Source organism: Enterococcus sp. 12F9_DIV0723, from assembly GCF_002174375.1.
GTDB lineage: Bacteria > Bacillota > Bacilli > Lactobacillales > Enterococcaceae > Enterococcus_A > Enterococcus_A gilvus.
Window position 1 is genome coordinate 127437 of sequence record NZ_NIBK01000002.1, and the last position, 25637, is coordinate 153073.

At 46.0% G+C, this 25637-nt stretch carries 23 protein-coding genes; 5 read left to right on the forward strand and 18 right to left on the reverse strand.

The annotated features are described in order from the left end of the window. Nucleotides 1-2: 2 nt before the first annotated feature. From A5868_RS13705 to A5868_RS13715, 3 genes are all read right to left on the reverse strand, one after another. Nucleotides 3-1928 carry a BglG family transcription antiterminator gene (locus A5868_RS13705; protein ID WP_086305259.1) on the reverse strand — a complete coding sequence of 642 codons (1926 nt, stop codon included), beginning with the start codon at nucleotides 1926-1928 and terminating at the stop codon, nucleotides 3-5. 191 nt (nucleotides 1929-2119) lie between these two features. Beyond that, nucleotides 2120-2437, reverse strand: coding sequence for a DsrE family protein (locus A5868_RS13710; RefSeq protein WP_010778928.1), 318 nt, complete (start codon nucleotides 2435-2437; stop codon nucleotides 2120-2122). Nucleotides 2438-2460: 23 nt separating this feature from the next. Further along, nucleotides 2461-3861, reverse strand: coding sequence for a glutamate decarboxylase (locus A5868_RS13715; protein ID WP_086305260.1), 1401 nt, complete (start codon nucleotides 3859-3861; stop codon nucleotides 2461-2463). Nucleotides 3862-4134: 273 nt separating this feature from the next. On the opposite strand from A5868_RS13715, the gene A5868_RS13720 reads away from it, so the two are divergent. Then, entirely contained in the window at nucleotides 4135-5901 is a 1767-nt protein-coding gene (locus tag A5868_RS13720) for a Na/Pi cotransporter family protein (protein WP_010778926.1), read from the forward strand. Nucleotides 5902-6446: 545 nt separating this feature from the next. After that, nucleotides 6447-7463 carry a hypothetical protein gene (locus tag A5868_RS13725; protein WP_010778925.1) on the forward strand — a complete coding sequence of 339 codons (1017 nt, stop codon included), beginning with the start codon at nucleotides 6447-6449 and terminating at the stop codon, nucleotides 7461-7463. A gap of 184 nt (nucleotides 7464-7647) precedes the next feature. Here A5868_RS13725 and A5868_RS13730 read toward each other — a convergent pair whose 3' ends face one another. Then, nucleotides 7648-8181 carry a 5' nucleotidase, NT5C type gene (locus A5868_RS13730; RefSeq protein ID WP_086305261.1) on the reverse strand — a complete coding sequence of 178 codons (534 nt, stop codon included), beginning with the start codon at nucleotides 8179-8181 and terminating at the stop codon, nucleotides 7648-7650. A gap of 164 nt (nucleotides 8182-8345) precedes the next feature. Then, a complete protein-coding gene (ade, locus tag A5868_RS13735) occupies nucleotides 8346-10085 on the reverse strand; it encodes an adenine deaminase (RefSeq protein ID WP_086305262.1) in 1740 nt (579 codons plus the stop codon). Between the two features lie 190 nt (nucleotides 10086-10275). On the opposite strand from ade, the gene A5868_RS13740 reads away from it, so the two are divergent. Further along, nucleotides 10276-11019 carry a homing endonuclease associated repeat-containing protein gene (locus A5868_RS13740; RefSeq protein ID WP_086305263.1) on the forward strand — a complete coding sequence of 248 codons (744 nt, stop codon included), beginning with the start codon at nucleotides 10276-10278 and terminating at the stop codon, nucleotides 11017-11019. Between the two features lie 110 nt (nucleotides 11020-11129). Here the strand turns inward: A5868_RS13740 and A5868_RS13745 are convergent, their stop codons facing one another. The 5 genes from A5868_RS13745 to A5868_RS13765 all read right to left on the reverse strand — a co-directional run bounded on the left by A5868_RS13745 (nucleotide 11130) and on the right by A5868_RS13765 (nucleotide 16843). Further along, complete coding sequence (locus tag A5868_RS13745) at nucleotides 11130-12575, reverse strand: FGGY-family carbohydrate kinase (RefSeq protein ID WP_086305264.1); 1446 nt, start codon at nucleotides 12573-12575, stop codon at nucleotides 11130-11132. A gap of 174 nt (nucleotides 12576-12749) precedes the next feature. Further along, nucleotides 12750-13526 (reverse strand): SDR family oxidoreductase, encoded by a 777-nt coding sequence (locus A5868_RS13750; RefSeq protein ID WP_010778920.1) that lies wholly within the window; start codon nucleotides 13524-13526, stop codon nucleotides 12750-12752. A 48-nt stretch (nucleotides 13527-13574) separates the two neighbouring features. Further along, on the reverse strand, nucleotides 13575-14501 hold the full coding sequence (locus A5868_RS13755) for an electron transfer flavoprotein subunit alpha/FixB family protein (protein WP_086305265.1): 927 nt from the start codon (nucleotides 14499-14501) through the stop codon (nucleotides 13575-13577). Beyond that, on the reverse strand, nucleotides 14501-15289 hold the full coding sequence (locus A5868_RS13760) for an electron transfer flavoprotein subunit beta/FixA family protein (RefSeq protein ID WP_086305266.1): 789 nt from the start codon (nucleotides 15287-15289) through the stop codon (nucleotides 14501-14503). The genes A5868_RS13755 and A5868_RS13760 overlap by 1 nt, the downstream gene beginning before the upstream one ends. Nucleotides 15290-15355: 66 nt before the next feature. Beyond that, complete coding sequence (locus tag A5868_RS13765; protein ID WP_086305267.1) at nucleotides 15356-16843, reverse strand: FAD-binding oxidoreductase; 1488 nt, start codon at nucleotides 16841-16843, stop codon at nucleotides 15356-15358. A gap of 205 nt (nucleotides 16844-17048) precedes the next feature. Here A5868_RS13765 and A5868_RS13770 point away from each other — a divergent pair, with 205 nt between their 5' ends. Continuing rightward, nucleotides 17049-17765: a MurR/RpiR family transcriptional regulator gene (locus A5868_RS13770; protein ID WP_086305268.1), complete on the forward strand. Its 717-nt coding sequence runs from the start codon at nucleotides 17049-17051 to the stop codon at nucleotides 17763-17765. 23 nt (nucleotides 17766-17788) lie between these two features. Here the strand turns inward: A5868_RS13770 and A5868_RS13775 are convergent, their stop codons facing one another. The 6 genes from A5868_RS13775 to A5868_RS13800 form a co-directional block, all read right to left on the reverse strand. Beyond that, nucleotides 17789-18406 carry an ABC transporter permease gene (locus tag A5868_RS13775; RefSeq protein WP_086305269.1) on the reverse strand — a complete coding sequence of 206 codons (618 nt, stop codon included), beginning with the start codon at nucleotides 18404-18406 and terminating at the stop codon, nucleotides 17789-17791. After that, a complete protein-coding gene (locus A5868_RS13780) occupies nucleotides 18406-19314 on the reverse strand; it encodes an osmoprotectant ABC transporter substrate-binding protein (protein WP_010778914.1) in 909 nt (302 codons plus the stop codon). Before A5868_RS13780 ends, A5868_RS13775 begins: the two co-directional genes overlap by 1 nt. 4 nt (nucleotides 19315-19318) lie before the next feature. Beyond that, complete coding sequence (locus A5868_RS13785; protein WP_010778913.1) at nucleotides 19319-19939, reverse strand: ABC transporter permease; 621 nt, start codon at nucleotides 19937-19939, stop codon at nucleotides 19319-19321. 11 nt (nucleotides 19940-19950) lie between these two features. Beyond that, nucleotides 19951-21072, reverse strand: a complete 1122-nt coding sequence (locus tag A5868_RS13790; protein ID WP_010778912.1) for an ABC transporter ATP-binding protein — start codon at nucleotides 21070-21072, stop codon at nucleotides 19951-19953. Between the two features lie 58 nt (nucleotides 21073-21130). After that, nucleotides 21131-21907, reverse strand: a complete 777-nt coding sequence (locus tag A5868_RS13795; protein WP_086305270.1) for an SDR family NAD(P)-dependent oxidoreductase — start codon at nucleotides 21905-21907, stop codon at nucleotides 21131-21133. A gap of 104 nt (nucleotides 21908-22011) precedes the next feature. Continuing rightward, the gene (locus tag A5868_RS13800; protein WP_010778910.1) at nucleotides 22012-22578 is read right to left on the reverse strand and encodes a glycerol-3-phosphate responsive antiterminator; all 567 of its coding nucleotides are present in this window, start codon (nucleotides 22576-22578) and stop codon (nucleotides 22012-22014) included. A gap of 420 nt (nucleotides 22579-22998) precedes the next feature. On the opposite strand from A5868_RS13800, the gene A5868_RS13805 reads away from it, so the two are divergent. Next, the gene (locus tag A5868_RS13805; protein ID WP_086305271.1) at nucleotides 22999-24258 is read left to right on the forward strand and encodes an MFS transporter; all 1260 of its coding nucleotides are present in this window, start codon (nucleotides 22999-23001) and stop codon (nucleotides 24256-24258) included. Nucleotides 24259-24317: 59 nt separating this feature from the next. On the opposite strand, the gene A5868_RS13810 is transcribed toward A5868_RS13805, so the two are convergent. Then, nucleotides 24318-24725 (reverse strand): pyridoxamine 5'-phosphate oxidase family protein, encoded by a 408-nt coding sequence (locus A5868_RS13810; protein ID WP_010778908.1) that lies wholly within the window; start codon nucleotides 24723-24725, stop codon nucleotides 24318-24320. Between the two features lie 21 nt (nucleotides 24726-24746). Continuing rightward, nucleotides 24747-25634 carry a diacylglycerol/lipid kinase family protein gene (locus tag A5868_RS13815; protein WP_086305272.1) on the reverse strand — a complete coding sequence of 296 codons (888 nt, stop codon included), beginning with the start codon at nucleotides 25632-25634 and terminating at the stop codon, nucleotides 24747-24749. Nucleotides 25635-25637 lie beyond the last annotated feature (3 nt).

Genomic DNA, 25637 nt, shown 5'->3' on the forward strand with positions numbered 1-25637 from the left:
GGTTATCCTTCTTTCATTAAGCTTTTCATATAAGACACAAAGTCTTGAAAATTCGTTATTTTTGCCAATTGCAGTTCTAATGACGGATCGTCCATCATTTTGATCATCAAGCGGCTGATTTCTTTGTGAAGATTTAAATGGTCCTTTTTAATAGTGATCAGGAAAATGATTCGGACCTGCTTGTCTCGATAGGTTAGCGGTTTTTTCAGTAAAACCACATCAATGACTTCCTTGATCGCTGCCTGCTCCATCGGGTGCGGTCCAGCGACCCCGTGCTGATAGATCGTGTCGATCATTTTCTCCCGCCGCAGGACACTTTCCTTGAACCCAGCTTCGACCCAGCCCGCTTCCTCTAAGCGAGCGCCTTCATTTTCAAGAAGCTGTAAATACGCGTTGCCGCATTCCTGGATTTGAAACCATTCAGGATCAAATAGACTGAGAATGACGTGGTGGACGTCGAAGAGCTTGTTTTGCGATTCTCGCAGAAGGTTCAGATCCTTCTCGATTTTTGTGATCTCTGCATGACTAAGGATCGTCTTCGTGTAAATAATCGGGATCTCAAAGACCGCCTGATTCAGCGGAACTGTCGAAATCACGAGATCAAAACTTGAATCAATTTGATCCCTCTCGTTTAGCGCAAAGGTCGAGACCTCCGCATTGCTGAACAATCGTTCCAAATTGACTTTTAGCAGATACGCCGCCCCGCCTCCGGTCGAACAGATCACCGCGATCTTTTGGTAATCCTCAATCACTTGATTGGATTGCTTTTCCAAACTCGCCGCAAAATAAATCGCGACGTAGCCGATCTCATCCTTGCTGATGTCCGCATCCAGATCCTTGTTCAGTTCATTGATAAAAACCATCGCCACGTTGAACACGTTGGCATATTGTGTATAAATGTCTTCAATTAAAGGATTTTCCAATTGGTGGCCGGTGTAAAGCCGCTGCAATAACGGTGCCACGTGCATCAGCAGCGCGTTGGCTAACTCCTGATCGTTGCGAAACTGTGTATGGTACTGCCGATCGACAAAATCCAGTGCCTTCTCGATCGATGACCGTAGAGACTGATTGCTGACCACATCGTCTAGTACCGCAAATTTCCCCCTCAACTGTTCTTCAAGGTATCTCTTTTCTTCCTTAGAAAATGCCAAGTGATACGTTGTTTCTAAATAGCTGACTAATTCCTCCGTCAGCCGATCATACCCATCTACGATCGCCGGCTCCTCGATCTCCTCATGACTCAATGTGTTGTTTTGCATGATCCGAAAGCTGAGTAACCGAATATGCTGAACGATATTTTCAAAGACGATGTCGCTGATCTTCAATTGGTTGCGCTGAAGCTGCTCCTGTAAAAACTGGCGCAAGTCTGTCTCATCGAACACAAAGTTGAACTCTTTGTACTTTTCCGTCAACACCGGCGTGTGGATCGTGTTTCGGATCAAATAAAGAATCGCCCGCCGTTTTCTCGTCTCTGTCCCAAGAATCTTCAAGCCATAATGGGCCTTGCTGAAAAGGGACAGCTCGTACTGCTCACAGAACTGTTCCACCTGCTTGATATCGGCCTTCACCGTCGATAAGCTGATGTCCAGCCACTCCGCGATCTGCTGCATCGTAATGTAATCTTCATTGAACAATAGCAGCAATTCGATGTTTTTGATTCGCTCCTGCGGACTGGAATTATCCACCCGCTCCTGCTGCTTTGACTGGGACAAGTAGCTGCGAAACCTTCCCGAATCAAGAATGTTCAATTGATAGCCCGCCGATCGAATCCGTTCGATCGTAAAGCCCTCCGCAGCTCCGATATCCTTCAACCATTTGATATCGTTTGCAAGTGTGCGTTCGGATATTTGAAATTCAGCCGCTAATGCCTTAGACGCAATCGCGTGCTTCTTCGCATATAAGTATTCAACAATTTTTTCTTGTCTCATAACGACCTCCCGCTTACAAATAAACTATACAATGTAAGCCCTTTACTTAAAATGGCAACTTTTTCTAATTAATTGTGCAAAAAAAGTCTGAATGCTTTGTGCCTCTCTTATTAAAGCACACTCGTCAAAAATGACCGATGTTTTTTTCGGAAATCATCAAAAAAAGCCCTTCAAATTGAAGGACTTCTTTTTTAACATTTAATATACGAATACCCGTTTTCCTGCAGCCCGACTAGAGCGATCACCCCGGATTCAACAATGTCCACTTGATCATGCATTTGCTTCGAACGCACATGGAAATTCCGCATGGAACGGTGACACGCTTGGTAGGTCACGTGAGGATACTCCTTCATAAACTTGATCACCCGCGGCAATAGATACCCTTGGATCGCTTCACCATTCATTAACAACACGATTTCTGCCTCCGGCTCCGTCAACAGCACATACTCGATATTGTGCCGAGCCTCTCGGATCATTCCTAACTCATCCACATGAAAAACAACTTTCATCACTAGCGCCTCCTTTGATTGATTTAATGAGTAAAGCCATAATTCTTCCGTTCTGTCTCTTCGTGAAAAACCAAATGACTGTGTTCCAATTCCTTGATCGCCGCTTTCAGATCTTCGACAAAATCGTGGGCCATATTCATTCCAAAGTCACTTCGTACGACGATTCGTTGAATGATTTGCTTGTCTAACTTTTTAGGCAGCGGGTAGGTCGGCACTTGCCAGCCCTTCATCAGCAGCCGGTCCGACAAGTCATACAATGTCCAGCTGCGATTCGTGTCCTCCGCCAGCTTGTAGCAAACCAGCGGCAGCTGCGTGCCATCGTTGATGATCTCAAAATGCCGTGACCGTCCGATTTCTTTGGCTAAATAGACGGCGACGTCATGGGTGCGCTGATGGATACTCTGATACCCGTCAAAGCCAAAGCGGACAAAATTGTAATATTGTCCGATCATTTGCGACGCGCTGTGGGAAAAATTGATCGCCATCGTGGGCATTTCCCCGCCAAGGTAGCTGACTTTGAACACCAATTCCTCCGGCAGATACGCTTCGTCCCGCCAGACGACCCAGCCGACCCCAGGATAGACCAATCCATATTTATGCCCCGACGTGTTGATGGAGACCACATTTTTCAATTGGAAATCCCATACCAATGCGGGTTCAACAAAAGGCGCGTACAACCCGCCTGACGCTGCATCGACATGGATATAGACTTTGTGATCCGTTTGCTGGTTGTATTCTTCTACTAATTGATCCAGCTTTTGGATGTCGTCGTACTGTCCTGTGTAGGTGATGCCTAAGATCCCAACGATCCCGATCGTATAGTCGTCCACCGCTTCCAGCGCCTTTTCGACATCTAGGGACAAATGGTCCTCGGACATTGGGATCTCTCGCAGCTCAATATCCCAATAGACACAAAACTTTTCCCAACACACCTGATAGCCTGAAGAAATGATCAAATTCGGTTTTTTCGCCTGAACCGCCACACCCAGCTTCTCTGCTCGCTTGCGCCAAGCGAATTTCATCGCCATCCCCCCGAGCATGCACGCTTCAGAAGAACCAATCGTGGAGGTCCCGACAAATTTCTCTGGCCCCTTCGCATGCCACAAATCCGCAATGATATTGACACAGCGATTTTCCATTTCGGCGGTACGCGGATATTCGGACTTATCGATCATGTTCTTATCCAATGTCTCGCTCATAAGCTTGACTGCTTCCGGCTCCATAAAGGTCTGACAAAACGTTGCCAAGTTCTGACGGGAATTCCCTTCATCCAACAATCCGTCCTTGATCATTTGATAGGCGATACGCGGTTCGATCGATTGTTCGCCAAGCCGATAGGACGGCAGCGTCTCCTCTTCGTTTCGCGACCCAAAAATGGGTTCTAAATAACTGGCCTCTCGTCGATCTTTCTTTCCATAAAGCATCTGATCACGTCCCCTTTTTAGTCAAAAATGCCCTAAATTTATCCAATCATTTCCCGAATACTCCTTCCTCTTAAGAGTAGCTGAAAGCGCTATAAATTACAAAAGAATTCCTCTCATTTATTTCAGCGTCCACACGCTTTTTTCGATTTCATTCAAAAAAACTAGATTTTTTAAATATTTTTATGATTTTTTTGAATAAAAGGCTTTCTTTTTACTTGTGAATCTATTATTTTGGTAGTAGCATGCAAAAAAATAATTAGCGGAGGACGCACTATGTCTTATCAAGAAATGCTTTTCACCTTTTTAGGTGGATTAGGAATTTTTCTTTTCGGGATCAAGTATTTAGGAGATGGACTTCAAAAAGCAGCCGGAAATCGGCTGAGAGAAATCCTAAATCGTTTTACCTCAACGCCTTTTCGCGCTGTACTAGCAGGACTGCTCGTCACTGGAGTCATTCAAAGCAGTTCAGGGACGACCGTTCTAGCCGTTGGTCTAGTCAGTGCCGGCTTCATGACTTTGCGACAAGCGATCGGTGTCATCATGGGTGCCAATGTCGGGACAACTGTTACCGCTTTCATCATTGGGTTCAACTTAAGTGAATATGCCCTGCCGATCATCGGTGTTGGGGCGATCCTGCTCTTTTTTGCAAAACGGCCCTCGCTTCAATCGATCGGACAGATCCTTTTTGGATTCGGCGCACTTTTTTATGGATTGAAATTAATGGGTTCCGCAATGGACCCGCTAAAGGAACTGCCGCAATTTAATGACTTGATGATCAGTGTCTCCCATCACCCCATTCTCGGTGTAGGGATCGGGACCTTATTGACGATGGTCCTGCAAAGCTCCAGTGCCACGATCGGGATTTTACAGCAACTCTACATGCAAGGAAGCGTGACTCTTGGTGCGGCACTGCCGATTTTATTTGGCGACAACATCGGCACGACCATCACCGCTGTCATCGCCTGCCTGGGCGCCAGTGTTGCCGCAAAAAGAACGGCTGCATCTCACGTCATCTTCAATTTATTCGGAGCTGTCCTATTTACGATCTTGTTAACGCCCTTTACCGGAGTCGTTGTAATGATCGCGGATACCCTTGGGCTGAATCCCGCCATGCAGCTGGCTTTCGCTCACGGTCTCTTCAATCTTTCAAATTTGGCGATCCAATTCTGGTTCATCCCGCAAATTGAAATCCTCGTGAAGAAGATCGTTCCTGGCAGCGAGAAAAATTTAAATATTCGCCCAGTTACGCTGAGTGAGCCGATCATCCACACGTCTTCGGTCATGGCGATCGAACAAGCCAAAGGCGAGATCGTTCAAATGGGGCATTACGTCATTTCTTCTTTAGAAGCTGCCCGAAAATATTATCATGAAAATAAAGAAGAATGGCACGACGACGCCCAGCAATACGAAGACGCGATCAATCAATGCGACATTGAATTGACCGAATACTTAGTGAAAATCTCCATGGCCGAGCTTTCGCCTCTAGAAAGTCAAGAACAAGCCATGCTTTTAGAATTCACCAAAGACTTCGAACGGATCGGGGACCACTCGATGAATATCCTGCGTTATGTCGAAGAATCCATCGCCTTAGAAGAAAAGCAGCGGGCAAAAGACAAGCGCAACAAAACAAGCACCACGAACGGACGACAAACCTTCCTGCTTCAAGATGAAGACTTGGAGCGCCTGTTCGATAAGGTCCTGAAAAATGTCCGCGACGCCCTTCAAGTACTAGAAAACGATGACATCGCCCTCGCACAAAAAATGTTGGAGCGCGAAACAGAGATCAATCAATTAGTCGAACTTTTACGAAAGAAATACATCAGGCTCATGACCAAAGGAGAAGGACGCGCCGCAGATGGGGTTCTACTGATCGACATCAGCTCAAACTTAGAACGCTCCAGCGACCGTACCCTCCACATCGCGAAATACATTATAGGAAATAAATACAACTTCAAATACGATACCTCGAACTTCCATTATGAAGTCCCCGAAGAACCAGCGGAGACGCCACTCACGAATACCAGCGAGGTATTGGATTAAAAAAACTCAACCTGCCATTCTCAGTAAGAGAGGCAGGTTGAGTTTTTTTGATGTGCAAAATGGAGGAAGCATGATTAAAGAAACGCGGTACATTATTGTTGTAGAAACTTTGAGAGTAAAAAAATCCGAGTGAATAACAAGGAGCCTATGGGACATCCTCCTCGTATTCAAAAAAATATTGCGTATCTTATTCCTTCATTTCTTTCATCTAACACTATTTTCTATTTAAGCACTTCTATAATTTTATTTTTCAACATAAAAAGCAAAACACATCACTATCTCCTGCATAAATTTGAATTTATCAAATAAAAGGTTTGCATCCTCCTCTTCCCGACACACTTACAGATTATTTGTTATTTATAGTTAAGGCGACACGTTCATTTATATAATAATTTCTGTTATAGAACTCGTTACTCAAACTTTTTAGCTTTTTTAAAGGAAAAAGGTATTTCAAAACCTATTTACAAGCTAGTTATTTTATATTATCATGCTGGTATAAATCAGTTGTAACCGATTACACAAAAGAGACATGGAGGATGATCAGGATGAACGCAGCGAGCCTTGGGCAAAGACAATTATTTGGAATCAAGAAAGATAATTTATTGAAACGGATCAGCACGTATTTTGAGGAAACCAATAATGCTGGGGAGGTCGTAGAATATTTTGTTGCGGTCTTGGTTCGTCATGCCTTGAGTGTCGGCGACTATTCCATCAATGAGTTGTCCGACTTGATCCGCAGCATTTTTCTAACTTCTGAACCTACGGATACGTTGCGCCAGCACTGTGTTTATTTTCAGGATTATTTTCCAGATGAAAAGGACTGGAAAACGGTCATTCAGCGTTTATTTGCAAGTGAAGCGGCGTTTCGTGACTATACTCGGGAAGCGAGTGCCTATAAAGCCCTGTTAGATGAGAAGAACCGCGAAGTACCGGTCCTTTCTGATTATCAATTTAATCTGGTCTCCGTATTTAAAGATGTAACGGGAAAACGACACACGTGGGCGCTTCAGAATATCAAAAAGGTCCAATCCACAGAGCAAACGCGCGGCATTTTGAAAATCTTGACCACGTTGACGATCTTCAAAACTGCAGGAGTCCGCCGTTTTGCGGAATACGTTAGATATAAAAGCGTAAAGGGACGCGTCGATGCTGAAGATGTCGAACCGGTAGTGACTATCAAAGAGGAGCAGACGCCTGCTGCCAAAACACCTGAGAAACCGAAGCGTTCCGCGGCTCGAAAACAAGCAGTCGCGGCTTCTACCGGGAAGAACAACGCAGCTCTGCTCTACGAAGAGGACGTTGAACAAACAAGCACCGCGCTCCCAGATGAAGCTTCGCTGGATACCGCTAGCATTTCTGCTGCACCTCCTAGCAGTTCGAAAACACGAGGCGCTTCAGAAAAAGCCCCCTCCTCCACAAAATACGTCCCTGAATCGCTGCAAAAACCAGATACCTCGTATATGAAAATTGGAAAAACCAAAGAACAGATTCAGGAAGCTCGAGAGGAACGAAAGCGGCAGCGAAAGATCAAAAAGGCCTTAAACAAACGAAAAAGACGGTGATCACGCTTTGATGACAGCCATCAAAGGCGTATTTCGTGCGGCGAAAAATTGGCGCCTGCTGGAGAGAGGCTCCTGCCCTCTTCCTCAGGACTTCTTAAAGAACGCAAAATACGCCTGAAAAAAGAGGCGTGTAGCCTCATTTTTCAGACGATAGATTGATCAAAAAAGAACGTGGGGTAGCTGACTATCCATATTTTTCAACAAAATACTCGTAGATTTCATCCCAGCTATTCATTTTTAGTGGGTACTCTTCATAATAGTTGTGGGGCGCCGCGAAAAGAATCCCTTGGCCTTGAAAATCTTCCAAGTGATGCTTATGGTCATCGATCAAATAATCCGCAGAAATAATCGATTTGTCTCCGCAAAAAACGTAATGGCTTTTCGGAATGAAGGCGAAATGCTCCTGCAGCCATGCGTACTTTGCATTAAAGGAGGTTGGAAAATCCATTGCCGCAGTAGTAATAAAAATTTCGTGCTTTTCAGACAATTTCTCTAAGGCTTCCTTCGCTCCGTCAATCAAGGGAAGGTCCGAAAAATAGCGGGTATCCTTAACGCGTTCGCGAATGCTTTCTTCCTGCTCGGGGTGCAATTCTCGTAATTTCTTCCCCGCCAGATCATTCTTCACGTACGTTGTCCCGTTTGCTTCATTAAACAGCCGGATCTCTTTGGAAACAAAATCAGCGATCACTTCATCCATATCAACTGCGATTCTTACCAATAATCTCACTCCTCTAGTTTATTAAAACATAGGTTCTCTTCTACAAATAAAGAGGCCTTCTTTGTGAATATTTTCCTCTAATTTCAAGGCTTCGTCAATCTTACTGTTTATCAAAAATGAAAAAGCAAGACGAAAAGATCCCCTCTTTTCCTCTTGCTCTTTTTTTACGCTTCTACAGATACAGGCACGATTTCAAATTTCGTGACATCGACTAACCCGATATCCGTGATTTTTAGATTTGGAATGACCGCCAATGACATAAAGCCCAACGTCATGATCGGATCGACTTTTTCTGAGACACCTAACACGTGATGGGCCAAGTGATTGATCTCTACTTCTTGTTTTGCGACTGCTTCCCCGGAAAGATCGCTCATCAATCCCGCGATCGGCAAGGCCATGCTTCCGATCACTTTTCCAGATTCAACCAGCACCACGCCGCCTTCTTGTTCCTTCAGAGCGTGGACAGCGGCAGCCATGTCTTCATCCGTTGTTCCTGTAACGATCAAATTATGGGAATCGTGGGCGATCGAAAGTCCAATCGCGCCTTTTTTCAATCCGTACTCTTTCAGCAGTCCCACAAAAACATTTCCTGTATCATGATGCCGTTCGATGACTGCGATCTTCGTAACATCCTGACTCGGATCAAAAACAAAGTGATTGTTTTCGTCTCTTTTCACCGAAACAATGGCTTCATTGGTCAGCGCTTCTTGAGGGATGACTTCGATTGCTCGTGCGTTGTCGCTCGTGAGCGTGAGTGCCAGCTGCTCCGGCTGGAATTTGTTGATGTGCACGCTGGATTGAACTTGTTCTGTCGAGATTCGGTTCACTGTCGGCAAATAGGCGCCTTTTTCAGCGATCAATTCTCCAGCGATATATGTTGCTTCGATCGTCGGGTTTGTCAAATCAGAAAAAATGACTAAATCGGCTCTTAGGCCTGGCGCCACAGCGCCGCGATCGGACAATTGGCAGCATTGCGCGGCATTGATCGTTGCCATCTGGATCGCTCGAATCGGTGAGACCCCTTCTTCGATACAAATACGAATACTGTTATCCAAGTGGCCTTTTTCCAACATCGTTTTTGCCTGCAAGTCATCCGCAGACAACACACATCGTTGGTAATTATTTTCTGTTACGCCTTTCAGCAGCGTCCGCAAGTTTTGTGTGACCGAGCCTTCACGTAAAAAGACAAACATCCCGCGCGCGATACGGTCCTTCAGCTCTTCCACCGTGGAGCATTCATGGTCATTGGAAATTCCTGCTGCCGCATAGGCGTTAAGGTCTTTGGCGAACACCATTGGGGAGTGCCCGTCGATCCGTAAGCCCCGTGATTTTGCGGCTAAAAGTTTGTCCAAAACGCTGTCTTCTGCATGGATCACGCCCGGAAAATTCATGAATTCCGCTAAGCCATCGACATGATTCTCTTCAAATGAAGGGATCATATCTTCGGCTTCAATGACGGCCCCCGCATTCTCCATGTTCGTCGCCGGCACACAAGAAGGCATCATGTATCGGATGTCCAGCGCGGTTTCCTTCGCCGCCTCTACCATATAGGTCAGCCCCTCCAGCCCAAGAACATTCACGATCTCATGGGGATCAGCTAGAACAGTCGTTGTGCCGTGGGGAACTAGCAATCTGCCAAATTCTTCTGGTGTCACATAAGAGGATTCCACATGAATATGAGGATCAATAAAGCCTGGTGCCACAAATTTGCCCTGTAGATCGAGGGTTTCTTTTCCTTCATACGCTTCCCCGACGCCAGCGATTCGTCCATCCACGATGGCAACGTCGCCTTCCATGATTTCTGCTTGGTACACATCGATCACGCGTGCATTTTTTAAAACAATATCTGCTGGCAAACGCCCTGCGGCTACGTCGATCAAACGTTTCAATGTCTTTTTGTTCATATTCCTGCACCCCTTTTAAAATATTTTTTCTATTATAGCACCCTTGAAGCCTTCGCTGTAAAAAAGTATTCAAAAATATCAAAAAAGTCGCGTAAAAAGAGTATGAAATCACGCAACTATTATTGGTTTTGCTAATTATTTTCTGTACATTAATAGTATGGTAATAAAAAAATAAAGGAGGCTGGTATACTTGGCTAAATCAATTACAAAGGAAGAATTAATCGAAAAGCTAATGGCATTTGTTAAGGAAAAAGGGCGGCCGCCTCGCCTGACTGAATTTGGAAATTCCAGTTCGATCAATCGACATTTTGGTTCCTACAAGGAATTTATTCTCAGTCAAGGACTCGTTCCCTACCGCGTCGAACCGAAGCTGCTGACTAGAGAGGAGATGGAGCAGCGGCTAAAATCATTTATCAAATCAAAAGGACGAACCCCGACGCAGCAGGAGTTCGCACATACCCGATCGATCAAAAAGGAATACCGCAATTATTTAGGCTTTCTTAAAACTACCGGGTACACCTTGATGCACATCCGTTCTCAGCCAACCCCAACAGAGAGACATAGAACCGCGGGGATGATGGGCATCAAGATCACCGAAGAATTTTTGCTGGAAGAGCTGGCGTTTTTCGTAAGAGAGTACGGCCAAATCCCAACAGCGAAGGAATTTGGCTATAGCGAAAGACAAATAAAAAGATATTTCGGCTCCTACGAGAAATTCCTCCACTGCCAAGGTTTGGCGCTGCATAAAGAAGAAATCGCCCCTCTCTCAAAAAAAGAGCTCGTAAACAAGCTAAAAACCTTCGTCCTGATCCAAGAACGATTACCGTCTGAGGAAGAATTCGGCTATTTGGATCACGTGGAACGCCTGTATGGGTCATTTGAAGCGTTTACCAAGGAGAATGAGTACGAGCCTTCGCTTGTGAAAGAAGAATAGATCTTCAGACATGTCTCTCCCTGTGTTCGCGCATCGATCGATCAACTATGAACGATTGCTCAAAAAAAGAGCCCTTCCAGCAATAAGGAAGGGCTCTTTTTCGTGTGCCATTATCCTTCTGGATGCAGCACGCTGTAAGTTTTCTTCAACACTTCGTCCGTGTAATCCGTTAATCCTTGGTACACTTCTTCGTTCAAGCGTTTGTAGACCGCCACGTTTTCTGGTTTCGGCGTGAAGACATCTTTTACCTTGACCATTTTTTCCACGGCTTCTTCATAGCTCTCATAGATTCCCAAGCCAACGGCCGCATTGATCGCTGCACCAACACTGGCACTGCCATTTACGACATTTCGTTTGATTGGCAAATTGAACACATCCGCAAAAATCTGCATCAGAAGATCGCTATTGGAGCCGCCCCCTGTCACGATGACTTCATCGATAGGATGGTTCATTTCATCTGTCATGTTCGTCACATTGTTTTTCATGGTATAGGCAATGCCTTCTAAAATCGAACGATACAAGTAGCGATAATCATGATGGGCATTGAAGCCGATCATCACGCCGCGCTTGAAGGGTTCCCACGGATTCGCCAACCAATCCAACTTCGTCATCAGCCCGTCACTGCCGGCTGGAATATTACTTGCCTGCTCGTTCAAATATTCTTCTTCGCTGATGCCTTGATAGTTTGAACGAATACTGATTTTTTCGCCTAAAAGATCCTTGAACCATGAAACGGTCCACATGCCGCGGCGAATCCCATAGCCTTCATAGATGTAACGACCGGGCATCGAAGATAATATCCCCCAGTAATTCACTGCATCGCTTGGCGGCATCGTTTTGCCCATCATCATGCTGCAAATATATGTTCCCAGCGACACCACCGCACTCGTGTCTTGGATCAAGCCGGCACCTAACGCTTCAACCGCCTTGTCACTCGTTGTGGCAAAAACCGGCAAGCCCTCTGGCAGACCTGTTTTTTCACTCGCTTCTTTTGTGACCGTTCCTAACTGATCGCCAGGTTTCACCGCTTCAAACAGCATCTCCTCTGGCAGGTTGTATTGCTTTAAAACGTCCTCGTCTTTTGACCAATCCCATGTTTCGTAATCCACCGGCCATTGCCCAAAGTTGTTTCCGATATTGTCCTTGAATTCGCCGGTCAAACGATGGGTGATGTACCCGCTTGTCGAAGTGACGTATTGCACCTCTGGATTTTCATGAACATAAGGGGTCGAGGTCCGTTTGTCCATCCAGCTAATGACCGGCTGCGCTAGACTTCCGTCCTTTTTTAGCAAGACACGGCAGCAGCGAATAAACCCAAGCCCGATCCCAACAATATTTTCCTTCCGTACACCGAATTCATCCATTGCTTTATTCGACGCGCTGCATAGCGCATCCCATAGATCGTCGCCTGGATGTTCAACCAAAACATCCTCTCCAAGAATCATAGGCCGCGTTGCTTCTTTTCCTTCACCCACGATGTTTCCTTCAAGATCAAAAATCACGATCTTCGCACTTTGGCTGCCGCCATCGATCCCAACGATATATTTCTTTTCCATATGCCTCTCCTTGCCCATCTGATTTTTTTCTTCTATTATATAATGCTTCCCGTGCAGTATGTCCTTCAACGAAACGTTTCCTTCAATCCGTTGAGGACCAGTCATTTTTTCTTCGTCCTTAACTGGCAAAATAAGACTGAGAATAGGGTTCTCAGTCTTAAAAAGGAACAGGCTTTAGCGTACGAGGAAGCCGCCGTCGACTGCTAAGATATGGCCATTCACAAAGTGTGACGCTTCAGATGCTAAGAAGGCTGTGGCACCCATCAAGTCCGCCACATCGCCCCAACGTCCTTCTGGTGTATGGTCAACGATCCATTTGCTGCGTTCTGGATCTTCAATCGATGCTTTCGCTGCGTGTGTTTTGAAGTAGCCTGGTGCGATCCCGTTCACTTGGATATTGTATTGTGCCAATTCGTCACAGTAAGCTTTTGTCAACCCAGCCAACCCGTGTTTAGACGCAGCATAGGCAGGCGCCCATTGTCCGCCTAAGAAAGAGAACATAGAACAGATGTTGATGATTTTTCCGCTCTTTTGCGGAATCATCACTTTCGCTGCTTCATGACTCATGTCAAAAGCGGCTGTTAAATTGATGTTGATGGTTGGGTCCCATTTGTCGCGGCCGTAGCTGACGACGTCGTCACATGGGCAAATGCCCGCACAGTTTACTAAAATATCGACAGAGCCGAATTCAGCGACACATTTTTCAACGACCTCTTGGCACACGCCGTCTTTCGTGATGTCTGCTTCCATGTACGCTGTTTTCGCACCGCGTTCTTCTAACACCGCATTGAATTCTGGATCATCCGGCATGATCGAAGGCATGAAGATGTTCGCTCCTGCTTCTGCTAACGCCAATGAGAATGCTTGGCCTAATCCAGTATTTCCGCCTGTGACGATCGCGTTTTTCCCTTTGATATGAAACATGTCCATTTTAAAATCTTTGATTTCCATTTTTCTACCTTCTTTTCCTTTATTTTTGTTTTTTCACCCGCTTGGGGGTTATCCCTTGAGTCTGGTACTTAGTTTTCGTGCGAATTCTGCCGCATCGCCATGGACGACGAGGCTGGCTAAATAATTCATTGGTGCACCAAGATCGGTATTCACCGAAAGAATCTCTTTGACGTTTTTTAAGCCTTCAATGTGCTGCGTCGATCCGTAAATCCCTAAAGCAATGTACAGATCGGGGCTGACCGTTTTGCCGGATTGACCAACTTGGATCTCTCTCGGCGCTTTCTTGCGATCGACTAATTGCTTCGACGCGGAGACGGCACCCGACAGCTCCTCCGCCAGCTCCTGCAGCTCCTCAATGGGTCGCTTGAAGCCGCCTCCCGCTGAGACGAGGACAGAGGCTTCCCGAATATCTATCGCGCTTTGTTCGTTTTCAACAACCTCTAACACTTCGATTGATGACGCTTTCAATTCAACCGGAACAAAGGGGATCTTTTGCGGACGCTTCGTCTGATCTGCTGCGTGAAAAACATTGGGATGGACACTCGCCATGATCGGTGAGGAGTCACAGACGATACTCGCCATGATGTTGCCTGAAAAGGCTGGGCGAATCAATTTTTTCCCGCGTTTGTCGACCTCTATATCGGTAATATCAGCCACTAATCCTACCTCAAGACGCATCGCCGCTCTCGGGGCCACCATTCGCCCAAATTCTGTCGCTAAAAGGATGATACTGTCAAATTGATACTCTCTGTGCACCTGTTCAATGATCGTCGTGACTAACTGACTATCCTTCGACTGGATCGTCGGCGCATCCACCGCGATCACAGCATCCAATCCCTTTACGTCTTCCGTCAAATTGATGCCTAAGCCGTAAATAAAGGATTCTTCTTCTCCTGCCAGTCGTTCCACAACAGCCACCAGATCCAGTGAATCAGCGACCCGATCGTTGTCGATCACAATGAGTCCCTTGAACATTATACGTACCCCTTTTCCTTTAGAAAATGCACCACTTCCTCGATGCCTTCGTCGTCCACCTTCACCACTTTATGGGCGACCTGTTCCCTTTTTACGACCACATTTTTTCTCACCTTCGTGGGTGAACCCTTGCCGCCAATTGCATCAAGAGGAAATTGCAGCGTGTCGTTGGTCACCAGTGAAAAGTGATCGTCCACATTTTTCCCGATGTTTTCATAACGAACAAACCCTAACCGCAAATTCATTTGGTGCGTCACACTTAAAACACTTGGATTTTTGATCTTCAAGCGGTACGTTTTTTCCTCCTGCAACGCTTCAACGATCGAAAATTCCCGCGTCACTTCTGGGATTGCAACAATTGTCGAAAACTGATTGATCCCCATCAATTCAGCAATCTGAGGACCTACATGCCCAGTGCCGCCATCCAGAGTGTGGGTGCCGGTAAGCAAAAGGTCAAAGGACGTCGTCTCAAGATACCGTGCGAGGATGCGGCTCGTTACCAAAGAATCACTGCCGGCAAAGCGGCGATCGCTGATCAAAACGGCATGATCCGCACCTAAGCGCACAAAGTCTTTCATTTCCTCTTCAAGCTTCATCGGGCCCATCGTGACAATTTCAATAGAAGTAGAAGGGTCCTGTTTTTTTTGCAGCATCGCAAAGGCCACAGCGTTCTTATCATCTGGATTCAGGATAAGCTTTGATGCGTCTCGATCAATCTTATCTGTCTCATAATCGTATTCAAATTTCTCCGTGTCTGGAACGAATTTGACTAAGCAAATGATTTTCACAGTAAACCCCTTCTCTTTACACCCTCTGACAAGGAAGCAAAAGCCTCCTTGCCGAGAAGTGTACGCTTATTTTTGGTACTTGTAGCCTTCTTGGACTGGATAGATATTCCCGAAGCTCATGATTCCTTTTGGATCAAACGCTTCTTTCAATGTTTCCAGCATATAGTAAGCCGATTGATGCTCGTCTTTGGTCCATTCGTTCCGGTATTTACCGATTCCGTGATGGTGACACATCGAACCGCCTAATTTCAATGTTTCTTCAACAATGATCGCTTGGATCGGATGGTGGTAAATTTTCATTTCATCCTCTGGTTCGCAATTGATGTCGTAGTTATACACAAAGTACATATTCGTTCCATTCAAGTAGCTATGGGAAGAGTGCCCGCCCAGCATAGTCAAATCATCCGCACGAGGAAATTCATTGCGAATCCGTTCAATCACGTTATTGTAGATTTTTGTGATGGTTTCCCAATCCGCAGAAACTTCAGTCGTATAGCCATCGTGCTTGTCATTGTCGATCATGCCTTGGATCTCATCGTCGATCGTTTGCTGTGTCCAGTTCAATTGGTTGAACCAGTTTTCGATCAATTGCGAATCCACTTGCTTCACGATACCGTCTTTAAATTTTTCAACGGCTTCTTCAATGCCTTTGCCTGTTGCTTCCACGATGCCTTCAGGTCCTTCTGCCATGAAGATCAAAACACATTGCCCTTCGTAGAAATGGTAGAAATGCTGACGTGCGTCTTCTGGTGAATACGTCCGAGCAACCGATGGACGGTACCCATTGACCATTACTTCACGGAGAACTTTTACCCCGTCTTCTACATCCTTCACTAGATAGCCGTAGAATTTATTGTTGTCTGGGTAATATTTAAAGATTTTCACCGTTACTTCAGTGATGTAGCAAAGCGTTCCTTCATTCCCGATAACGATGTGGCGAATGTCTGGTCCGCCGGCACGACGTGAAATATTTTTGATGCGTGAGATATGTCCGTTCGGGAAGACACATTCCAACCCAACGACCATGTCTTCGATCCCGCCGTATAAAGTTGAAAATTGTCCGATCGAACGGGTAGCAACCAAGCCGCCGTATTGTACGATCGGTTTTGATTGCGGCGAATGCCCTGTCGTATAGCCGATTTTTCTTAATTCATCTTCCAAAGCCTGCAAAGGCACACCTGCTTGAACCGTCGCCTGCATGTTGTACGCATCGATTTTTAAGATTTTGTTCATATGAGAACCGTCGATCACTAATGCCAGGTCTTTCCAGTTTTCAAGTCCGCCCTCTGTCGCTGTTTGGCCGCTGCGTGGAATCACATTGATATCATTTTCATTACAGTACATCAATAATTCTTTGACTTCTTCTGGATTGTTCGGATAAACGACCGCCGTTGGCAATGGATTGTCCAAAACACCTTTTGCTTTCATGTATTTACGGTAACGGTCAGAGGCCGCATCGTACAATGTTTCATGATCCGTCACTACCTGTTCCTCAGAAACGATGTTTTTTACGTCGTTAATGATTGCTTCTTTCACTAATGTCTCAGAACTCATTCAAATAACCCCATTCATCTTTTTTTCGAAAGCGCTTTTCCTGAGTTCAGTATAAAGTGAAGAATCCGCTTTTTCATTAAAATTTGATTAGATTTTCTATTTATTTTCAATTTTTTTGTATTTATAGGAAAATTTTCCACTTTATATTTGCTTTTTAGAAGATGACCGTGCTATGCTTGTGTCAAGATACAAAGGAGGCCCCGCGATGAAGATTCAGTTGGATCGAATGAATGAGCTCGAACGCACCATTCATGCTCGTTTGTTAGAAGAAAGCCGAGAAAAGACGAACTTGACCATCACCGAAGCCGCGAAACTCGCCGATGTTTCCCCTTCGAAGATTTCAAAAATGGTAAAGAAGATGGGCTTTTCCGGGTATAAAGAATATTTCCGCTTCTTGACCGGCAAAGAATTGGTCAAACAGAAACGGTTGAATAGTGAGTTTGCCCGCATCAAAGAGTTCATGGAAAACTTTGATGAAGCGTCCGTCGACTATTTAGCAGAGCTGATTCAGCAATCTGGAAAAATATTGCTCTTCGGCTATGGCCCGACAAATTTTTGTATGGAATACTTTGAATACAAACTAAATTTCACCCTGAATAAAAATGTCATTCGCGTGAGTCAGCCATCCTTGATTCCTGATCTGTTGACAGAGGATTCATTGCTGTTGGTTTTTTCCGTCGCTGGAAAATTCGCCAACTTTGATCCCTTGTTTGAAGAAGCAAAAAAACACCACGCAAAATCATTGCTGGTGATGGAAGAATTGAATACAGACCTTTCCCTGGATAGCAGTGAGATCATTTTTCTGACAAAATCGCATCAGAACGAGCAGTTGAAGTCACATGAAAAGACGCGAACGATCTTATTGATGTATATCGAAGAAGTGATTCGTAAGCTGACGCAAGAAGACCCCCGCAATGAATAATTGCGGAGGCTTTTTTTTTGTGCTTATTTCATGATCCAATCAAACAGCCAATCCATCATGATCGCGATGAAGGCACACAGGACCGCCCCGACGATGATGATGGGTGCGCCATCTGTGATCGCGATTCCCCGCAAAATGACATCCCCGACACCGCCAGCGCCGACGAAGGAACCGATCGTCGTGATCCCGACAGAAATCACCAGCGCATTACGGATGCCCGCCAAAATTACCGGCATCGCCAACGGGATCTTGATCATGTACAGGATTTGATAGCGATTCATCCCGATTCCTTTGGCGCTATCGATATACATCGGATCGACATTGACCAACCCGACATACGTATTTTTGACGATCGGCAATAACGAATACAGCACCACTGTAGCGACCACCGTATTCTGTCCCAAGCCCATCAATATCAGCAAAACAGTCAGCATCGCGATCGACGGCACCGTCTGGATCACATTGATGATGCCGATCACAAAATCTGAGAGTTTCGGGCGTTCCGACAGCAAGATCCCTAATGGAAAGCCGATCAGAAAGGTCAGTACGACGCCAATCACCGAAATGTAGACGTGAATCCCAAATTGCTCGATCAAGTAGGAGGAATTCTCACTCAAGTATTGCATCAAATTATCCAGCATCAGCTTCCCTCCTCAAAATAATTGTGCTGTTCCAAAAAGCGCCGCGCGATGATCTTCGGCTCCAGCAGCTCGTTGTCCGATTCATAATTCAGACGCTGCATCGTTTCCGTGTCGATCGTGTTTTGCAATTTCAATAAAATCGGCTTGAGTTCAGGATATGCCTTCAAGGTCTCGCCAGAAACCACGACACTCGCTGTATACGGCGGGAAGAATTTCAAATCATCCTCCAGCATCACCAGATCATAGCTTCCCACACGTCCATCGGTCGAATACCCCAAGATCACGTCCAATTCATTTGACACCAGCGCATCGTAAAGCAGCCCCACCTGCATTGGATAGACCCGTTGAAAGGTCGTATTGTATTCCTCGGTGTACCCTTTATAGCCGTCGCCTTCCCGCTTGTACCAGGTTTGGTCAGAGCCTAGCCGCATTTTCCCAGCGACTTTTTGCAGGTCGCTGACTTTTTTCAACCCATATTTTTTTGCGGTTTCCTGCGTCACCATAAAGGTAAACTGATTGGAAAACCCATAGCTTGGGAACCAATCAAAGCCGAAGCGTTTGTCAAACTCCCGCTGCACGATCTTTAATGCTTTGTCCGGCTCTTTTTCTGTCGGCAATCCCAAGGTCCCGATCAGATCCGTCCCCGTATAACGCGTCGGTGCGATATCGAGATCGCCCCGCAGCATCGCCTCGTGCATCAAATTGGCGGAGCCTAAATTGTTCAGATAGACAATATTTTTATTCGTTGAATGCTGGAGAAGCTCCACGACGATATTGCCTAAGATCTGTGATTCAGAGGTCACCCCTCCAGCCACCGTGATCGTGTCGTCTTTGGTAGAAAAATTGCGCATGATAAAACTTCCAAAAAGAAGGATCATCGCCACTAAAAGTACGTTTCGCTTTTTCATCGGCTCACCCTCGATCCATCGTTAATTTTTGTTCAGAACGTTTCAACAGCGCGTCAGAGACCAACGCCAATAGCGTGATAGGGATCGTCCCCATCATAACTAGGTCCATCCGGTACAAATTCAAGCCGTTGAAAATATAATCCCCCAGACCGCCTGCACCAATATAAGCAGCCAGCGTCGTCCATGAAATGACATAGACCGTCGACACGCGAATCCCAGCCATGATCACCCCCATCGCTAACGGCAGCTCGATTTGCAGCAGCCGCTGCATTTGCGACATGCCCATGCCCTTAGCAGCATCCAGATAAGTCGCATCGACAGACTTGATGCCCACATACGTATTTCGCAAGATCGGCAGCAACGAATACAAAAACAGCGCGATGACCGCCGGAATTTTTCCGATCCCAAAAAGCGGGATCATGATGGACAGCAGCGCCAATGACGGGATCGTTTGAAAAACGCCCACGACCTTGATCACGGTTTCTGATCCTCTAGACAACCGCGTCAATAACGCCCCCAATGGCACCGCCACAAGAATCCCTAAAAAAATCGCGAAAAAGGATAAATAAAAATGTTCCCAAAATTTCAATAAAATCTCATTGCCATATTCAGACCAAAAATTCATACCATCACCTCCTATTGCAACTGTTCTTGTACGAGTGAAACCAAGGACGAACGGGTCACGATCCCAACCAGATGTTCCTCGTCATCCACCACGGGCAGGTATTTGTAGGTGTGATTGATCAATGGCTCGATCACATTTGCGACCCGGTCGTTTTGATTCACACTGGCCGTGTCTTTTCCCATCACTTCAAAAACAGACGTATTGGGCTTCAGCTTCGAGATGTTCCGCTCCACAAAATTGATGTCGACAAATCCTTTTAAGCATCGCTGATCGTCCACGACCAATAACGTATCGACCTTCTTTTCCGACATTTGGCGAATCGCATCCGTGATCGATTTACTGATGGAAATGGCTTCGACCCGGGGCACCATCAAGTCTGCCACGGTCATTTCATTGTTGTAGTAGCTGTTTCGCTTGCGTTTTCCGATCAGTTCCTCTACGAAATCATTGGCAGGATGTTCCAAGATCGTTTCCACCGTGTCGTATTGAACGATCTCGCCGTGGTCCATGATAATGATCTTGTCCGCCAGCTTGATCGCCTCATCCATATCATGGGTGACAAAAACGATCGTCTTTTTCATCTCCTGCTGCAAGCCTTTGATCATCTCCTGCAGCGCGTCTCGGGTGATCGGGTCCAAGGCACCGAACGGCTCGTCCATCAAAATGATGTCCTGACTCGCTGCCAATGCACGAATCACGCCGATCCGCTGCTGTTGCCCGCCAGAAAGATTTTTCGGCTTGCGCTCTAAATAGTCCAACGGCAGATCCACCCGCTGAATCAAGCGTTCCGCGATCCCCGCCTTTTTCTCTTCGCTCCATTTCAACAGCTTTGGAACGATCATGATGTTTTCCTTGATCGTCATATGGGGAAATAACCCGATGTTTTGGATCACATACCCGATTTTTCTGCGTAATTCATCTTCATTTAGCTGCGTAACGTCTTCTCCATTGATCTTGATACTGCCCTTAGACGGCTCGATCATGCGATTGATCATCCGCACCAAGGTGGTTTTTCCGCTTCCGCTCGTACCAATGACACAAATAAACTGATTATCCTCAATCGTTAAATCAAACGGGTGGACGGCGATTGCTTTTTCTCCATATCTTTTTTCAACCTGTTCAAACTCGATCATACATTGTTTCCTCCATCCATTATGTACTAGGCCGCCAGTGAATCTGGGCGGCTAGAGATTATCGAACCAAATACCCGCCATCAACGGGTAAAATATGGCCATTCACAAAATTCGAGGCCGAACTAGCTAAGAAAATCAGCGCCCCCATCAAATCCGCCGGCTCTCCCCAATAATTGGCGGGCACATGCGCCAAAACTTTTTGATTGGTCACAGGGTCGTCGCGATCCCGCTTCGTCATATCCGTAGCCAGATACCCCGGCGCCAAGCCATTTACTTGAATATTATGTCCCGCCAATTCGTCGCAGTAGGCTTTAGTCAGCCCGACCAATCCATGCTTCGCCGCCGCATTTGCTGGGGACGACTGTCCACCTAAGAAGGCAAAGAGCGAACAAATGTTGATGATCTTGCCGCTTTTTTGCGGAATCATTTTTTTGGCTGCCTCATGAGACATCTCAAATGCTGCCGTCAAATTCAATTGGATCATCGGGTCCCACTTGGCACGGTCGAAGTGACGAACCTCCTCAGAAAGATACATTCCCGCACAATTCACCAGTATGTCTACCGTTCCGAAGACCTCGACACAATGCTCCACCACCTGCTGAGGGACCCCTTCATCTGTCAAATCCACTTCCATGAAAACATAGCAGGAACCCGTCTCTTCAATAATCTTCTGCGTCGTCCCATCGTCATCGATCAAGCTCGGAACAAGGATATTCGCACCACTTTGCGCGAGCGCCAACGAGAAGGCACGCCCGATGCCGGTGTTGCCTCCTGTGACGATGGCTGATTTCCCCCTCAGCGAGAAAAGATCCATGCTGAATTCTGTTATTTCCATTTATGTCCCCCCATCGGTCCGTATGCAGACAAAAAAGCGGACACCAAATAAGCTGGTGTCCGCTTTTCTCTCTCCTCTTAGCATCAACGACCGTTTTCTATTTTTTATATTTCCCAAACATCCATGTTTGTGGTTGAAATGGCTACTGCTCCTGCCTGCAGGGCAGTCATGACGAGCTCCTTGTCGCAAACCAACCCGCTGGCGATGATCGGAACATCCACGACCTCCTGCACCCAAGAAAGTACTTTGGGCATCGCTCCCGGCAGCACCTCCACGACATCGGCCTTTGACGTTCCTAACTGCTTAGGCAAATTGTGAAACGATTTTGAATCGATCAAAAAGAACCGATGGACTGTAAAAAGTCCCCGCGCATTCGCCGCCCGCAGCAAGATCGACTTTGAGCTGATGATGCCATCTGCTTTTGTGGCTCGCTTCAAATAATCAACCGCCGTCTCTTTGGTCGCCAGTCCATCGATCAGATCCACATCGACCATCACGATTTTTCCAGCTTCTTTTAATTGGTCGACAATATCCACGATGCTGCAAACATCGCCATAAAGAACGAAGATAATGTCACTTTCGCAGGTCAACGCTTTCTCAAAACTGCGTTTACTATTGATCGCTGCAATCAATGGATTGTCTTCCATCATTTGTATAATTTTATTTTTCATCTGTCTACTGTCCCTACCAAGTAATTTAATACGCTTTCATTCTACCATACCTCACAAACTCTTTCATGAGAAATTCGCCGTGAGCAGCTACAGCGAGAAGAAAAAACGTCCATTCACTGTTCATCTCTGAAAGTGATTATTTTTATAGTCTACGGGAAAATACGAAGTTCGTCAATCGCTCTTAGGCTAATAAACCCCTTATCTTTTATTGAAATAGCAACGTTTTTTGACTATTTCTCTTTCATAACATTCAAAAAAAAGACACTTTATTTGACTATAGGTTCAAAAAAAACGTTGACATCGCTTTCATATAATTCTATACTTTGGGTGTTACTGGAGACCAGAGAGAAGTAACGCTTTTTTAAGCGTTGCTTCTTTTTTGTTTTTTTGTAGAACAATTCACAAGCAGGAGGGTGTTATATGAACAGAGAAGCAGTTAAAAAATGGGGAACGTTGTTACTACTGTCAGCCGGTGCCGGAATCATTTTCCAGCTCCCGTACATTCGGGAGACGTTTTATGTACCGATTCAAAAAGCCATGGATCTGACCAACGCGCAGATGGGGATGCTCTCATCAGGGTATGCGACGATGGCGACTTTTTCGTACTTTGTCGGCGGAGTTGTCGCGGATAAGTTCTCCGCACGGAAGTTGTTGACCGTTTCATTCTTAGTGACAGGCGTTTTGGGTTGGTGGTTCTCCACATTCCCAGGCTTTCAGATCAGCCGGCTCATCTTCGTTTTGATGGGGATCTCGACGATCATCACGTATTGGTCTGCGGCCATCAAAGCCACACGGATGTTGGGCGACAGTTCGGAGCAAGGGCGTTTGTTTGGTTGGCAAGAAGGTTTACGCGGGTTGCTGAATTGGTTGTTGGTTGTTGGAATGAATGCGGTTTTCGTCCGCTTCTCAAATGAAGTCTTAGGAACCGCTTGGGCTATTCGTGTTTGTGCGATCACTGTTTTCGTCATTGGTATTTTAAATTGGTTTGTTATTGAAGACACGGAAGCAGAAACACATTCAGAGCCTCTTTCTAAAGTAGTTATCGGTATGTTCAAAACGCTGAAGATCCCTCGTACATGGGTCTTAGTAGCGATCGTCTTCTTTGCCTACAGTATGTATGGCATTTTAGGCTACATCAATACATTTGCCATCAATGTTTATGGCTTGTCTGTCTCAGGCGGTGCACAGCTCGGCGCGATCCGTTATTTAGTTCAAGCTGCCGGCGGGATCATCGGCGGGATCATCGCAGATAAATTAGGGTCACGTCTGCGGGTAATCATCGGTGGTGCAGCCTTGCTGACACTCAGCTTCGCTGGTTTCTTAGTATTGCCAGCCAACGCAGGGATGCTGGTTGCCGTCATCGTGAACTTTATCTTCGGCTTGTTCTTCATCTATGTAGTTCGCAGTCAGTACTTCGCGATCATTGATGATGCGGGCTTCCCAGTGGAAATGACCGGACGTGTTTCTGGAATCGTTTCGTGTCTTGGGTATTTGCCGGATGTCTTCATGTACACCATGATCGGCGGCTGGCTGGATAATAATCCAGGAAAAACCGGCTTCAACATGATGTTCATGTATGCGATCGCGATGGGGATCGGTTGTATCATCTTCTCATTAGTATTGGCTGTTATCATCAAGAAAGCCAAAGCTTCTGGTACCGTCTCAGCGAACATCGACTAACGATCGTTCCTCTAGCCACATACAAAAGGGCCAACTCCTGCAAGAGTTGACCCTTTTTGTTATTTTTCCGGCACATCCAAAAACTCACCGTGCATATTTTCGTAATGCTTGACGCTCAAGGTCTCAAAGACTGCGATGACTGGATGCTCATAATCCAGCTCTTTTTGAAATTCATTGAGCTGCGCAGCCAATTTTTTGTATTCGACCAATTCTTCCACAAACAAGTACCCCTTTAACGCGATACTTTCATGCTTTTCTTTGTTGAAACAAAACAAGCTGCCGATGCGATTTTGGCGAATATTCTCTGCGGTTCGGCCGTCGCCATTGATGTAAAATTTGAAATAGTAAAACCCATTTCGTTCCAACGGCGGTGAAATAGCGATCGCATGGGGAAATCCGCGATTGTCCATTGTGATCATTGTGAACGTGTCTGCACTTGCCAACAACTTCTCCATATTCTTATCCATTTTTGTCCCCCCTCGCTTGTACTATTCGTGTGTTTCTGGTACATAAAGCGGCACAAAATCTGCCAAAAATTCCACGGTTAACGGCAATGCTGGTCCTTTGTCCCCGTCAATACGGGAATAGATTTTTTTATTTGTCAAAGGCTTGATCTCCAACTTGTTCGTCTCCAGATACGTCATAGCATCTGAATCCTTTAAACGTCCCGTAAACACAAAACGTAAGAGCTGAAGCAATTTTCTGAGACGCATATTGTGCAAGATGCTGACATGAAGCTCATCATAATCGGTATCGACATACGGTCTGCCGCCGATCGAATGGGTGGTCGTTGCTAAAGAGAACCACACCTTCAATTTCTCGTGGTAATTGTCTGCGGTGATCTCGACGGGATAAGAAGTATCCTTCCCGACTTGCTTCAACGCTTTTAAGGGATACACGATCAACCCGAATTTCCGCTTTTCACTTTGCCGCACTTCGTTGGAAATATCCGCAAAGGACCCAAAGGTAAAGGAGCTGATAATGGCTTTCTGCCGATCGTCGCAGGCAGCGATCCCGACCTTCCGTTGATGACCCGCGAGGATCACGTCCATCGCCTCTTCCTCGTCCATTGGAAGATGCCAGCGTTTCGCGAAGTTATTAATGGTTCCTCCAGGGATGATGCCTAACGGGATGGCTTTTCCAGCCTGAACAAACGCTGTCCCCACGATGTTCAAAGAACCGTCCCCGCCGATCGCGACAAGACCATCGTAATCGTCGATCGCCTCTTTCACTTTCTTGATTGCTTTCTCCGCATCAGGTGCCGTTAAAAAGTCTGCCGAGTGCCCCGCTTTTTCAAACTTCTCCCGCATTTTTTTTGCTGATTCTTCCGCATCTCCGTCTCCTGCATTCGGATTAAAAAAAATTCCATAGCGCATGTT

Bases quoted from the DNA above. Each gene is read 5' to 3' on its own strand.
- A5868_RS13705 (WP_086305259.1), bottom strand. From the start codon at position 1,928: ATGAGACAAGAAAAAATTGTTGAATACTTATATGCGAAGAAGCACGCG.
- A5868_RS13710 (WP_010778928.1), bottom strand. From the start codon at position 2,437: ATGAAAGTTGTTTTTCATGTGGATGAGTTAGGAATGATCCGAGAGGCT.
- A5868_RS13715 (WP_086305260.1), bottom strand. From the start codon at position 3,861: ATGCTTTATGGAAAGAAAGATCGACGAGAGGCCAGTTATTTAGAACCC.
- A5868_RS13720 (WP_010778926.1), top strand. From the start codon at position 4,135: ATGTCTTATCAAGAAATGCTTTTCACCTTTTTAGGTGGATTAGGAATT.
- A5868_RS13725 (WP_010778925.1), top strand. From the start codon at position 6,447: ATGAACGCAGCGAGCCTTGGGCAAAGACAATTATTTGGAATCAAGAAA.
- ade (WP_086305262.1), bottom strand. From the start codon at position 10,085: ATGAACAAAAAGACATTGAAACGTTTGATCGACGTAGCCGCAGGGCGT.
- A5868_RS13745 (WP_086305264.1), bottom strand. From the start codon at position 12,575: ATGGAAAAGAAATATATCGTTGGGATCGATGGCGGCAGCCAAAGTGCG.
- A5868_RS13750 (WP_010778920.1), bottom strand. From the start codon at position 13,526: ATGGAAATCAAAGATTTTAAAATGGACATGTTTCATATCAAAGGGAAA.
- A5868_RS13755 (WP_086305265.1), bottom strand. From the start codon at position 14,501: ATGTTCAAGGGACTCATTGTGATCGACAACGATCGGGTCGCTGATTCA.
- A5868_RS13765 (WP_086305267.1), bottom strand. From the start codon at position 16,843: ATGAGTTCTGAGACATTAGTGAAAGAAGCAATCATTAACGACGTAAAA.
- A5868_RS13770 (WP_086305268.1), top strand. From the start codon at position 17,049: ATGAAGATTCAGTTGGATCGAATGAATGAGCTCGAACGCACCATTCAT.
- A5868_RS13775 (WP_086305269.1), bottom strand. From the start codon at position 18,406: ATGCTGGATAATTTGATGCAATACTTGAGTGAGAATTCCTCCTACTTG.
- A5868_RS13780 (WP_010778914.1), bottom strand. From the start codon at position 19,314: ATGAAAAAGCGAAACGTACTTTTAGTGGCGATGATCCTTCTTTTTGGA.
- A5868_RS13785 (WP_010778913.1), bottom strand. From the start codon at position 19,939: ATGAATTTTTGGTCTGAATATGGCAATGAGATTTTATTGAAATTTTGG.
- A5868_RS13790 (WP_010778912.1), bottom strand. From the start codon at position 21,072: ATGATCGAGTTTGAACAGGTTGAAAAAAGATATGGAGAAAAAGCAATC.
- A5868_RS13795 (WP_086305270.1), bottom strand. From the start codon at position 21,907: ATGGAAATAACAGAATTCAGCATGGATCTTTTCTCGCTGAGGGGGAAA.
- A5868_RS13800 (WP_010778910.1), bottom strand. From the start codon at position 22,578: ATGAAAAATAAAATTATACAAATGATGGAAGACAATCCATTGATTGCA.
- A5868_RS13805 (WP_086305271.1), top strand. From the start codon at position 22,999: ATGAACAGAGAAGCAGTTAAAAAATGGGGAACGTTGTTACTACTGTCA.
- A5868_RS13810 (WP_010778908.1), bottom strand. From the start codon at position 24,725: ATGGATAAGAATATGGAGAAGTTGTTGGCAAGTGCAGACACGTTCACA.
- A5868_RS13815 (WP_086305272.1), bottom strand. From the start codon at position 25,634: ATGCGCTATGGAATTTTTTTTAATCCGAATGCAGGAGACGGAGATGCG.